The organism is Pseudomonas sp. PAMC25584 (assembly GCF_058135675.1).
In genome coordinates this window covers 3,786,849-3,799,024 of sequence record NZ_CM176870.1, presented here as the reverse complement: position 1 = coordinate 3,799,024, position 12,176 = coordinate 3,786,849, and the positions used below count along the sequence as shown (strand labels likewise).

Annotated in this window: 15 protein-coding genes; all 15 read left to right on the top strand. The window is 61.1% G+C overall.

Annotated elements, in window-relative coordinates:
• The first annotated feature begins 2 nt into the window (after positions 1–2).
• The 15 genes from ACS5Q8_RS17515 (at position 3) to ACS5Q8_RS17445 (ending at position 12,175) form a co-directional block, all read left to right on the top strand.
• A complete protein-coding gene (locus tag ACS5Q8_RS17515; protein WP_465159266.1) occupies positions 3–2,036 on the top strand; it encodes a phage terminase large subunit family protein in 2,034 nt (677 codons plus the stop codon).
• Between the two features lies 1 nt (position 2,037).
• Positions 2,038–2,244 carry a phage head-tail joining protein gene (locus ACS5Q8_RS17510; protein WP_048729082.1) on the top strand — a complete coding sequence of 69 codons (207 nt, stop codon included), beginning with the start codon at positions 2,038–2,040 and terminating at the stop codon, positions 2,242–2,244.
• On the top strand, positions 2,244–3,725 hold the full coding sequence (locus ACS5Q8_RS17505; RefSeq protein ID WP_465159265.1) for a phage portal protein: 1,482 nt from the start codon (positions 2,244–2,246) through the stop codon (positions 3,723–3,725). Before ACS5Q8_RS17510 ends, ACS5Q8_RS17505 begins: the two co-directional genes overlap by 1 nt.
• Positions 3,722–4,852 carry a head maturation protease, ClpP-related gene (locus ACS5Q8_RS17500; RefSeq protein ID WP_465159264.1) on the top strand — a complete coding sequence of 377 codons (1,131 nt, stop codon included), beginning with the start codon at positions 3,722–3,724 and terminating at the stop codon, positions 4,850–4,852. The genes ACS5Q8_RS17505 and ACS5Q8_RS17500 overlap by 4 nt, the downstream gene beginning before the upstream one ends.
• Positions 4,849–5,187, top strand: a complete 339-nt coding sequence (locus ACS5Q8_RS17495; RefSeq protein WP_465159263.1) for a head decoration protein — start codon at positions 4,849–4,851, stop codon at positions 5,185–5,187. The genes ACS5Q8_RS17500 and ACS5Q8_RS17495 overlap by 4 nt, the downstream gene beginning before the upstream one ends.
• 63 nt (positions 5,188–5,250) lie before the next feature.
• On the top strand, positions 5,251–6,246 hold the full coding sequence (locus tag ACS5Q8_RS17490) for a major capsid protein (protein ID WP_074059106.1): 996 nt from the start codon (positions 5,251–5,253) through the stop codon (positions 6,244–6,246).
• Between the two features lie 2 nt (positions 6,247–6,248).
• Positions 6,249–6,569 carry a head-tail joining protein gene (locus ACS5Q8_RS17485; protein WP_236238584.1) on the top strand — a complete coding sequence of 107 codons (321 nt, stop codon included), beginning with the start codon at positions 6,249–6,251 and terminating at the stop codon, positions 6,567–6,569.
• The gene (locus ACS5Q8_RS17480; RefSeq protein WP_465159262.1) at positions 6,566–7,222 is read left to right on the top strand and encodes a phage tail protein; all 657 of its coding nucleotides are present in this window, start codon (positions 6,566–6,568) and stop codon (positions 7,220–7,222) included. Before ACS5Q8_RS17485 ends, ACS5Q8_RS17480 begins: the two co-directional genes overlap by 4 nt.
• Positions 7,215–7,733 carry a hypothetical protein gene (locus ACS5Q8_RS17475; RefSeq protein WP_465159261.1) on the top strand — a complete coding sequence of 173 codons (519 nt, stop codon included), beginning with the start codon at positions 7,215–7,217 and terminating at the stop codon, positions 7,731–7,733. Before ACS5Q8_RS17480 ends, ACS5Q8_RS17475 begins: the two co-directional genes overlap by 8 nt.
• Positions 7,730–8,335: a phage baseplate assembly protein V gene (locus ACS5Q8_RS17470; protein ID WP_465159260.1), complete on the top strand. Its 606-nt coding sequence runs from the start codon at positions 7,730–7,732 to the stop codon at positions 8,333–8,335. Before ACS5Q8_RS17475 ends, ACS5Q8_RS17470 begins: the two co-directional genes overlap by 4 nt.
• A gap of 38 nt (positions 8,336–8,373) precedes the next feature.
• A complete protein-coding gene (locus ACS5Q8_RS17465; RefSeq protein ID WP_256822135.1) occupies positions 8,374–8,610 on the top strand; it encodes a hypothetical protein in 237 nt (78 codons plus the stop codon).
• Positions 8,611–8,615: 5 nt separating this feature from the next.
• On the top strand, positions 8,616–8,942 hold the full coding sequence (locus ACS5Q8_RS17460; protein ID WP_017848168.1) for a GPW/gp25 family protein: 327 nt from the start codon (positions 8,616–8,618) through the stop codon (positions 8,940–8,942).
• A complete protein-coding gene (locus ACS5Q8_RS17455) occupies positions 8,939–9,841 on the top strand; it encodes a baseplate assembly protein (RefSeq protein ID WP_465159259.1) in 903 nt (300 codons plus the stop codon). Before ACS5Q8_RS17460 ends, ACS5Q8_RS17455 begins: the two co-directional genes overlap by 4 nt.
• On the top strand, positions 9,816–10,421 hold the full coding sequence (locus tag ACS5Q8_RS17450) for a phage tail protein I (protein ID WP_465159258.1): 606 nt from the start codon (positions 9,816–9,818) through the stop codon (positions 10,419–10,421). The genes ACS5Q8_RS17455 and ACS5Q8_RS17450 overlap by 26 nt, the downstream gene beginning before the upstream one ends.
• Positions 10,418–12,175 (top strand): phage tail protein, encoded by a 1,758-nt coding sequence (locus tag ACS5Q8_RS17445; protein ID WP_465159257.1) that lies wholly within the window; start codon positions 10,418–10,420, stop codon positions 12,173–12,175. The genes ACS5Q8_RS17450 and ACS5Q8_RS17445 overlap by 4 nt, the downstream gene beginning before the upstream one ends.
• The last annotated feature ends 1 nt before the right edge of the window (position 12,176 follow it).

Below are 12,176 nucleotides of genomic sequence, written 5' to 3'. Positions count from 1 at the left end.
CTATGACCACGGAAATTCCTGACGGGGACCGTGCGTACCGTGAGGCGTATTTCCGTGGGTTGCGACCTGATCCAGACCTTTGGATCGACGAGTGGGCCGACGAGTACATGCGAATCCCGCGCGATACCGGTGCCCCTGAGCCCGGCCAGTACCGCACGGATCGGACGCCGTACGCTCGCGAACCCATGCGCTGCCTGTCACCGGCTCACCCGTGCCGGCGGGTCGTCACCATGGTGGCCTCGCAGCTGATGAAAACCCAGATCGCCTTGAACTGGATGGGCGGCCTGATCCACATGGCACCGTCCAACATCCTGGCGCTGTTGCCCAGTCTGAGCCTGTCCAAGCGGGTTTCCGGACGGATCAGCAAGACGATCAAGGCGACCCCAGAACTGGCGAAGCGTGTGGCAGCCAGCCGCTCACGGGACGCCCGCAACACCATGGACACCAAGGAGTTCGAGGGCGGCGCCTTGTATGTCACCACGGCGGGCTCGGCAGCCAACCTATCCGAATTGTCGGCACGCTACATCTACGGCGATGAGGTCGACCGGTGGGAGAATGACGTCGGCCAGGAGGGTGATCCCATCGTGCTGGCAGAGACGCGGGCGACCAACTTTGGGCGCAACGCCAAGATCTACTTCTCCAGTTCGCCAACGATCAAGGGCGCCTCGCGGATCTCGGACCTGTTCGAGTCCAGCGACCAGCGTTACTACTACGTGCCATGCCCCACCTGCGGGCATATGCAGGTGCTGGAGTGGGAGCGGCTGCTCTACAGCAAGGACTACAGCACGGTTCACTATCAGTGCGCCGCGCCTGAATGTGACGTCCTGATCGAGGAGCATCACAAGACCGACATGCTCGCCCGTGGCGAGTGGCGTGCCCATGGCAATGGCGATGGCAAGACGGTGGGCTTCCACCTTAACGCGCTTTACTCGCCGATTGGCTGGAAGGACTGGCCCTCGCTGGCCGAGGAGTTTGAAGACGCCAAGAAAGCCCAAGCACTAGGCAACTTGGGTCTGATGCAGGTGTTCTACAACACTCGTCTCGCCAAAGTCTGGGACAGCGCGCAAGAGCAAACCAAGGCCGAGGTGTTGATCGCCCGGGCGCGTCTGGAAACCTACACCCTTGGCAGCATGCCGGAAGGGGTGATGATGCTGACCGGTGCCGTCGACGTCCAGGCCAACCGCCTGGAGCTGATGGTAATGGGTTTCGGTGTAGGGATGGAGCGTTGGGTGGTCGACCACCAGGTGATCTGGGGTAATCCTGCCGATGAACGCACCTGGGCAGTGTTGGACGAAAAACTCAAGGTTCGATACCGGCACCCTTGCGGCGTTGGTCTGGCGATTTTGGCGACGGGGGTCGACTCCGGCGGTCACCACACCGACGAGGTTTACCAGTTCTGCCGCGTGCGACGTTGGCGCAACATCCTCGCTATCAAAGGTGCGAGCAAGCCTGGTAGGAACGTGATTGCTCAACGCCCATCCATGATGGATGTGACCTGGAAAGGTCAGACGGAGCGCAATGGTGTAGAGCTATGGTTTGTTGGTACTGACACTGCGAAGGACTGGATCTACAACCGCTACTCCTTCGAGGACGGGCCTGGCTCGTTGCATTTTGCCAACGATCTACCGGACGAGTTCTTCGCCCAGTGCGTCGCTGAGCGCAAAGTTGCCCGCTATATCCGGGGCAAATCCGTTCGTATCGAATGGGTCAAGAGCAAAGCAGAGCGCAACGAGGCGCTCGACCTGATGGTGTACTGCCTGGCAATGGCGCATTACCTCGGCATCAACCGCTACCAGGAACACGACTGGGATCGGGTACACCAGGCGCTGGCTCAGTCCGGTTTGTTCGACGATGTGTTGGGCGTCAAGTCCGTGCAGGGCGAGCGCGTCGACGCTGACGAAACACAGGCACCGGCACCAGTTGCGGCGCGTCAGTCGCTACCCGCACCGCCACCTGCTGCACCTGTCGCCGAACCGCGACCCGCTGCACCCCCTCAACGCCGCAGCTCCACCAGCGGTTACCTGAAGAGACGCTGATATGTCGTTTACCCCGAAGCACCTCGAAGCCATCGAGCGCGCCATTGCGCGCGGTGAAAAGACCGTGCGCTACAGCGACCGCACGGTGGAGTACCGCTCCATCGACGAACTGCTCAAGGCGCGCGACGAGATCCGCACGTCGCTGACCAACGCCGCCGGGCCGCGCTCTCGCGTGGTTCGGCTCACTCACGGAGGCAAGGGACTCTAATGGCCCGACATTATCCGACGCTGACCCGTAGTGGATTCTTGCTGCCGTCGAACATCAAGGCCAGTTACGAAGGCGCCGGGGAGGGCCGGCGTTCGGCCAGTTGGGAAGCTACCGACAACGGCATCAACAGCATCAACACCCCGGCACTGCGCAATCTACGGGCGCGTTCGCGGGCGGCGGTGCGCAATGATCCGTATGCGTTCAACGTCATCGACAAGCGCGTCAGTAACCTGATCGGTACCGGCATCACGCCCAGGCCGACCACGGATGACGCGGCCCTGCGCAAACTCAAGCAACAGCTGTGGGATGACTGGGTGGATGAGGCGGACGCCGACGAGCTGACCGACTTCTACGGCATGCAGGCCCTGGTGGCGCGCACCGTGGAAACGGCCGGTGAGTGCTTTGTGCGGCTCAGGCCGCGCAGTCCGAGCGAAGGCTTGGCGGTGCCGCTGCAGCTGCAGGCGCTGGCCCCTGAGTTTGTCCCACACGACAAGTTCGAGACCGCCAAAAACGGCAACGTGATCCGCGCCGGGATCGAGTTCAACCCTGCCGGCAAGCGTGTGGCGTATTGGATGTATCTCTCACATCCGCGCGACTCTTCGTCGTTGAACGCCGGTTACAACCAACTGGTGCGTGTGCCGGCGATTCAGGTGTTGCACATCTTTGAACCGATGGAGCCAGGGCAACTGCGTGGTGTGCCGCGTTTGGCCCCGGTGCTGAAGCGTCTGCGCAGCCTGGACAACTACGACGACGCGGTGTTATTCCGCCAGGAAGTGGCGAACCTGTTCGCCGGTTTCATCAAACGGCCATCGCCGGACATGGGGCAGCAACCACGCGACCCTGTCACGGGACAACTCCTGACCACCGACCGCGACGGCTTTACGCCGATGGTCGCCCTGGAGCCCGGCACCATGCAGGAGCTGGGGCCAGGTGAAGAGGTGGAGTTCTCCAAGCCACCGGACGCCGGCAACAACTACCCGGACTTCATGCGGCAGCAACTGATGGCTGCGGCGGCGGGTTCGGGCACGCCCTACGAGATCCTCACCGGCGACATGCGCGAGGTCAACGACCGGGCGCTGCGGGTGGTGCTCAACGAGTTTCGGCGGCGCCTGGAGCAACTGCAATTCGGCGTGTATGTGCATCAGCTATGTCGCCCGGTACGGGCTGCCTGGATGGACATGGCGGTGTTGTCCGGTGCCCTGGTGCTGGAGGACTACGCGCAACGTCGCCGCGAATACTTGCGCACGCGTTGGGTACCGCAAGGCTGGGCCTACATCCAGCCGGTGCAGGACGTACAGGCGCGTCGGATGGAAGTGCAAGCGGGCTTCGCCTCTCGTAGCGAGATGGTGCTGCGTACCGGTTACGACGCGGAAACGGTCGACACGGAAAACGCCGCCGACCTCGTTAGGGCCACCAATCTTGGCCTCAACTACACGACTCTTGAAGCCATCGAGCTGATCGATGACAAGGAACAACCATGAGCAAAAAGACAAAGCCCCGCGTTTATGACAAGGCGGGCAAGCAGGTGACGGTCGCCGATAAAAGCTGGTACACCCTCCAAGCCAGCGGCGAAGCCGAGCAGCGCAGCATAGAGATCTTCGTTTACGGCGAGATCGGTGCCTGGGGCGTCACCGCCAATCAGTTCGTGCAGGATCTGCGCGCCATGGATGACGGCGCATCCCCCGTGATTGTCGCTTTCAATAGCATCGGCGGTGATCTGTTCGACGGCCTGGCGATTCACAACGCGCTGTCGCGATTGGGCGAGCGCTGCACCGGTCGTATTGACGCGCTGGCGGCCAGCGCGGCCAGTGTCGCGGTGTGCGGCGCTCACCGGGTCGTGATCGCGGCCAACGCCATGTTGATGATTCACAACCCCTACACCTTTACCGGTGGTGATGCTGAAGACTTCCGCCGCGTCGCTGACGTGCTGGACCAGACCCTGGAAGCGATCATCGCGGCCTACAAAGCCAAGGCTCCGGACATCGACGAAGCCGAGCTGCGGCGCATGGTCAACGCCGAAACCTGGCTCACGGCCAATGAGGCAGTGGCGCTGGGCCTGGCCGATGAAGTCGGCGACGGCCTCAAGGTCAGCGCCTGTCTCGGCCAGGGCAACGTGTTGCAGCGCTTCCAGAATGCCCCGCCCGAGCTGCTCGCCCAACTGGACGAAGAACCGGAAGTTGAACCGCCGGAACCCGATCCGGCCCCCGTGCTGGACACGGCCAAACTGGCGCTGCTGGTCACTCAGGGCTGTGCGGCGGCAGGTATCAGCAACCTGGTGGACCCGATACTTGCCACTACGAAGCTGGAAAGCGAAGCGATAGTCCAGGCGGCGCTGATCAAAGCCAAAGCCTTGCACGGCCTATGTGTCGCTGCACGCTTGCCAGAGCTGACCGGCGAGTTTGTCAGTGCGGGCTTGGACGAGGCGGCCGTCAGGGCGCGCCTGTTCGACAAGCTGGTGGGCAGCGGCGGTGGGTTTGAAATCAACAACAGCCTGCTGCTGGACAATGATCCAGCTCCAACGATCAAGGCCAAACAGGTCGACACCCACGCAGTCTGGGCGGCTCGCCATGCAGCACAGAACGGAACCTCGAAAGGAGCAAGAGCATGAAAATCGAATCGATGCACGCGGGCGAATTCCTGTTGTCCGAAGGCGCTGGCACCATTTCCCGCGAAGCGATCAATGTCGCCGCCGGGCCGGCGCTGGAACCGGGCCAGATCCTGGGCTTGATCACTGCCACCGGTGAGTTCGGGCCGTATCAGCCAACTGCTGAAGACGGCACTGAAAACGCCATCGCGATCCTCTACGGTCCGCTGGGGCAGTCTGATGTTGTCCGTCGTGGTCGCGCTATTGTGCGGCTGGCCGAGGTCAGCGAAGCCCATTTGACCGGCCTCGACCCCACTGCCGAAAAGGCTTTGGCCGCCCATTTCCTGATCGTCCGCTAAGACGCTCACCCTGTTTATCCATCCCGCCGAGTGCGGGATTTTTCGTTTCTGGAGAGTACCCCCATGGCCGATATCGCCATTTTTGAAGACGATGCGTTCAGCGTCTCCTCGCTGACCGCTGCAATCAATGAACAGGAATACCTGCCGGGCCGCATCAGTAGCTTGGGTCTGTTTCGCGAAGAGGGCATCAGCACGATCACCGTGCAGATCGAGAAGGACGGCGACACGCTGGCCCTGGTGCCGGCGGGGGAGCGTGGCACCTCGGGCCTGGTGGTCGGCGGGACCAAGCGTCAGTTGATCCCATTCAACACCGTGCACCTGCCTGAACGCTTCACCATCAAGGCCGATGAGATCCAGGGTATCCGAGCCTTCGGCACTCGCACCGAGTTGCAGTCGGTGCAAGATGTGGTCAACAAACGCCTAGCGAAGGCTCGCCGCCAGTTGGATGCCACGCACGAATTTCAGCGCATGGGTGCCCTGAACGGGCAGATCCTGGACGCGGACGGCAAGACCTCGCTGCTGGATATCTACAAGACGTTTGGCGTCAATCGCAAAAAGCTGCCGATGGGCCTGGGCAACCCGGACACTGAGTTGCGTGTTCGTGCCGGTGAAGCTCTCGATATGCAAGAGGAAGCCCTGGGCAGTATCACCAGCACCGGCTCCCGCGCCTTCTGCGGCAAGAACTTCTGGAACAAGCTGATCGTTCACCGGTCGGTCAAAGAGACCTACCTCAACACTATGCAAGCCGCGTCCCTGCGTGGCGATGCCCGTGAAAGCTTCGAGTTCGGCGGGATCGTCTGGGAGCGTTATCGTGGCAAGGTGGCCGGTGTTTCGTTCGTCCACGACGACAAGGCCCTGTTGATCCCCGAAGGCGTCCCGGATCTGTACATCTCGTCCTTCGCACCGGCCGACTACATGGAAACGGTCAACACCCAGGGCATCCCGTACTACAGCAAGATCGAGCCGCTGCCGTTCAACAAGGGTGTGGCCGGTGAAGCCCAGTCCAACCCGTTGCACCTGTGCACGCGGCCCCTGGCGCAGATCCTGCTGGAACTTTAACCGTGGCCTTCCGCGATCTGATCGACGACATCGACGACGTGGTGTTCGAGACCTTGGGCGACAGCGCCCAGATCGAAGGCCGCGCTGAGCCCGTGCTGGGCATGTTCGCGGCGCCGTGGAAGCAACCGCAGTTCGGCAAGGTCCACACCGGCTTACGTGAACCTCGCTTTGAGATCCGCGTGAAGGATTCTGACGGACTGAGCAAGGGGCTGCGGGTCACCATCGACCTGCCGACCCTGGATGGCGGCGGCGACTACGACCTGCTGCAACTGGAGCCCGGCGGCGATGGCCTGGTGGCCCTGATCTTGAGGAAGCGACCATGAGCGTCGGCAGCCATGTGCAGCAAAACCGCGACAGCGGGATGATCAACATCCTGCCGTCGGCGGTGCATTCCCAGGTCTTGCGCGAGCTCGGCCAACTGGTGCCCAAGGCGGCGGCAGCGGCTCAGCGTCGAGCGATTAATAAAACGTTGGGTCGGCTGCGTACCCACATAGCTCGGGCGGTAGGCAAGCAGGAGCGGATCGCCATCGGCGCCGTCCGGCAACGCTTGCGGGCTTATCCGGTCAGCGGTGGGACGATGCGCGGCAAGTTGTGGTTTGGGGTCAACGCTATTGAGGCTAGCCGCATCGGACGGCCTCGGCAATCCCGCGCCGGTGTCTCGGTGGCGGGGCGGCGCTACCAGGGCGCGTTCTTCAAGCAGGTGTACGGCAGTAGTCCTGACATCTGGATCCGCACGTCGAGCAAGCACTTCAACGCCACGGATTACCCCGACAGCACGCAGGGGCGGCGCAGCTCTGGCTTCATTGCGGAAAGCGACAACCGCTTCCCCTTGGCGAAAGCCAAAGTCTCGTTGGACCAGGTGCGACCTCACTTCGAAAGCTGGGTGAAACGTGCCGATGAACGCTTGCTGGAGATCCTCAAGCAAGAACTCAACTTTGAACTGCAGAAGTACCTCAAGGGGACCGCCCGTGTCTGATCAGCCTTTCAGCCTCGACTGTCTGTATGACGCCATCGAGCAGCACCTGCAGGAGCAATTGCCGGGCATTCGGGGCGCATCGTTCTGGCCGGATCTGTCGGCAGACACCAGCATTCCTACGCCGGTGGTGTTACTGGAAATGGCCGAGATGGAACCGGCGCCGGATATCGGTACCGGTGAAACCTCGGTGACCTGCAAGTTCGAGGCGCGGATCATTGTCGATTCGATCAGCGCGGATCCGCAACGTCAGGCCGTGCAACTGGCCTCACAACTGGCGGTGCTTCTGCGAGGGCAGAACTGGGGCTTGGAGGTCGCCTGCGCGCAGTTCGTGCGCTCCACCCAGGACTGGACCAAACCCGAACTGGATGGCTACTTCGTCTGGCTGGTGGAGTGGGATCAGACGGTTTACCTGGGCGCTGAGGAATGGCCTTGGCCGGATGAGCCGCCTGGCTCGCTGGTGTTCAACATCGAGCCGGGCGACGAACCTGTGGCGCCCGAGGATCTTTCGTGAGTTACGCCGAGGCGGAACATGACCGCATGATTGCCGCCATGCTGATGCCCTGTGTGGTGGTAGGTGTTGATCTGGTGGCGCCGGCGGTGCGTGTCAGCAACGGCGAATGGACGAGCGCCTGGGTGCGCTGGCACAGCCTGGCGGCCGGCAAGGCGCGGCACTGGCGCGCGCCAAGCCTGGGCGAGCAGGGGGTGTTGTTCAATCCCAGCGGCCAGGCGGGCATGGGCACGTTTATCCCTGGGCTGTACGGCAATGCCGGCGGCCCGCCGGATAACCGCGATCATGTCGAAGTCTGGCGTTTTGACGACGGCGGCTCGCTGGTCTACGACTGGGCGGCCAAAACCTACACCATCACCCTGCCGACTGGTACGGTCACTATCAAAGTGGGCAGCACCGTTGTGACCGTTACGGATAACGCGGTGAATGCCACTGTGGGCGGTACCGAGTTTGATCTGGCGCCCGGCTGGGCGGCTATTAAGTCGCCACAGATAGCGTTGATCGGCGCGGTGGAAATCGACGGCCCATTGCACGTAACGCAAAGCATCACCGGCGCCGCCGACATCCTGGCGGCCGGTAACAGCGACAACCACCACAAGCACTAACCCAATTCACTTACAGCCCGCCGCGTGCGGGCTTTTTCATGCCCGGAGAAATCATGGCCAAGACCATCGAGAAGCCCGCACCCGAAGAACAGGCCCCGGCCGCGCAAGCGTCGCTGACGTTCCGCGATCTGGTCTACACGTCGCGCACGCTGGTTGTGCCAGACACCGATCGTACTTACCCGGTGGCCAAGGGCCTGGTGGTGGTGCCGGAGTCCGACAAAGAGGCTGTGGCCTTCCTGAAGGCTAATAGCGAATACGCCGCCCAGGAGGGCTAAGCCAGATGATCGGAATGGATCGCCACACCGGGCAGCCCATATCCGGCATCGAGCATTTGCGACAGTCCATTGCCGACATATTGAGTACGCCTCTGGACAGTCGCCGGCAGCGGCCCGAGTACGGCAGCAAGCTACGCCTGTTCGTTGACTTGCCAATCAATGCAGGCTGGAAAAGTGCGGTTCAGGCCGAAGCGGCCCGTGCCCTGGGTCTTCATGAGCCGCGCCTGAAACTTGAGCGCGTGACGGCTCTATCGCTGCTGGATGGGAAAATAAACATGCTCGTTGCTGGCGAGTACCTGGGCGACAGTTTTGTCTTGGAGGTAAGCGTATGAGCATCGTGGACTTGTCGGCTTTGCCGGCGCCGGAGGTGCTTGAGCCGCTGGACTTCGAAGAGGTCTACGACGAAGGACTGTCAGCGTTTCGCGACTACATGGGCGGCAACTGGAACGCCGCACTCGAAAGCGATCCTGTTACCAAAGTGCTGGAGGTGGGGGCTTACAACAAGGTCGGTAACCGCGCCCGGGTTAACGATGCCTGCAAGGCGCTGCTGTTGGCTCACGCCATCAAGGGCGACCTCGATCAGTTGGGCGCAAACGTCAACCTTCAGCGCCTGGTGATTCGGCCCGAGGATTTGCTAGCGGTTCCGCCGCTGGCTGAAGTTCTTGAGGATGATGACCCGTTTCGTGAGCGCATCCAGTTGGCCTATGAGGGGCTGACCACAGCGGGCCCGCGTAACAGCTACATCCTGCACGCGCGTAACGTGTCCGGCTTTGTGCTGGACGCCTCGGCGGAAAGTCCGGCGCCTGCGAGCGTTACCGTAACGGTGCTGAGTACCGAAGGGGATGGGACTGCCACGTCGGAGTTGTTGGCCACCGTGGCTTTGGCCCTGAATGACGATGACGTGCGGCCACTGGGTGACCGGGTAACAGTCCAGGGCGCCGAAATTCTGAATTACCGAATTGACGCAATCCTGCACATGAATAGCGCCGGGCCAGAAGGTGATGCGGCCCGGGCCGAAGCCCTAAGCCGCCTTTCGAAATGGATCAATCCCCGTAAACGCCTGGGCGTTGAGGTGGCCCGGTCCGCCGTGGACGCCCAGGCGCACGTTGCTGGCGTTTCGCGCGTCGAGCTGCCCGGATGGGTCGACCTGGCCCCTACTAAAGCCCAGGCCGCGTACTGCACTGGTTACAGCGTGAGGTTGGCGGATGAAAAGCCTACTGCCCAGCAATAGCACACAGCTAGAGCGGGCCATGGAGGCAGCGCTCTACGAAAAAACCATTGTTCCGTTGCGCACGCTCTACAACGCCGATACCTGTCCGGCCCATTTGCTGCTGCATCTGGCTTGGGCCTGGTCGGTCGACCGCTGGGATTACCGGTGGAGCGAGGCGACCAAACGGGCCGCCATCAAGGCCTCGTATTACATCCACAAGCACAAAGGCACGATTGGCGCATTGCGCCGCGTGGTCGAGCCGCTGGGCTACCTGATCGAGGTCATGGAGTGGTGGCAGACAGCGCCCGAGGGCGTGCCGGGCACGTTCGCACTGAAGGTCGGTGTTCTGGACACCGGAATTACCGAGGAAATGTACGAAGAGCTGACCCGGCTCATAGATGACGCCAAGCCTGTCAGTCGGCATATGACCGGCCTGGCTATCAGCCTGGAAACCACCGGGTACATCTGCATTGGCGCCTGTGTAAGTGAGGGTGAAGTGATCGACGTTTACCCACCAACCCCCCGCGACATCGAGGTGACCGGCACCTATGGCCTGGTCATGTGTATTGATGAAATTGACACCCTGGACGTGTATCCATGATTGATCAGAACAGTCAGTTTTTCGCCATCCTCACAGCAGTGGGTGAGGCAAAACAGGCAAACGCAACTGCCCTGGGCCAGCCCTGGACCTTCTCGCAAATGGGCGTAGGTGATGCCAACAACACAGACCCTATTCCAACTCGGACCCAAACGCGGCTGATCAACGAGTGGCGCCGGGCTTCGGTCAATCAGGTGCGAACCGATCCAGCGAACCCGAACATCATCATTACCGAGCAGGTGATTCCGGCGGATGTGGGTGGTAAATGGATCCGGGAAATTGCTCTGTATGACGCCGATGGCGACATGGTGGCGGTGGCCAACTGTGCCCCGAGCTTCAAGCCTTTGCTTGTGCAGGGGACCGGAAAGACCCAAATCATTCGAATGAATTTCATCGTCGCGAATACCGCGAGCGTCGTCCTGAAGATTGACCCGGCGATTGTCCTGGCGACCCGTGAATACGTTGACTCTCAGATTGTTGAAGCCATGGCGAAAATGGACTTCAAGCACTCGGTGCTGGTGGCCACCACTGCCAACATCGCATTGAGCGGTGTGCAGACCATCGACGGCGTGCTGTTGCCGGCGGATGCGCGCGTGCTGGTGAAGAATCAGGCGGCAGCCAAGGACAACGGCCTGTACGTGGTTTCTTCTGCCGGCGTGTGGAAGAGAACCCAGGACGCAGACACCAGCGTCGAGGTGACGCCGGGCCTTTTCGTGAGTGTCGAAACTGGCACCTTAAACGGCGACAGTGTTTGGCAACTGGTGACGGATGCGCCGATTGTCCTGGGCACTACCGCGCTTTCCTTCGAAATGGCCGTTGGCCGCACAGGCGTTAGCGCTGGCTCTTACGCCAATGTGACGGTCGACAAATGCGGTCGGGTTATCGCTGGCACCAACCCTTCGACATTGGCGGGTCATGGCATTACAGATGGCCTGCAAAAAGGTTATGTCGGTTTGGGCGGGAAGACTGCCCCAGTTGGTGAGATTGAAACGATCGCCTTAGATGGTGGGTTTCATTCGTTTGCGGGAGGGGATACAAATTTTGGTAATTACGTATCTGTCTTGAGCTTCCCTTACATCACTGCCGATTACAGCGCCCAGCTAGGGTTCAAGTACGCCGGCGACGAGCCTACGATACTTGCTCGTTCGACCAAAGCTTCCGGGCAGTGGGGCAACACGCGCACGTTGTGGCACAGCGGTAACTTTAATCCGGCAAGCTATATGACGCTGGCAAATGGGTATACCCGAACGCAAGTCGACGGTTTGCTCGCTCCCAAGGCCAATTGGGCGATCACTCTGGCAGGTTACGGGATCGGCGACGCGTATACAAAAACGCAGGTTGATAGCCTTGTAGCTAGTAAGGCCGCAAGCCAGGAAGAGGTCGATACCGGAAGTGCGGATAACAAATTTGTGCCGCCCGCCAAGATGCGTTTTGGCTTCGCTTTCATCAAGGGTGGCGGCGGGGCCAATAACGCCATCGTGTTCCCGACGTGGCTGGGGGGGGTGATGATTCAGTGGGGCGTGCACCTTGCACAAGTGGCTGACGCTGAAACAGTCGTTACATTCCCACTGGGTTTTAACGTTACTCCCGCGTGCGTCAGTACCTTCGGCCATGATGGGGTGCTAAGTCAGTCGACGGTAACCTCGCAGGTTCGAACGTTAACAGCGACGGGTTTTCAGTCCCGTCGTGAGGACATTACCAGCATTTCATCTTTCAGTGGCACGGCGTTCATTCGCTGGATTGCTATCGGTTATTAAG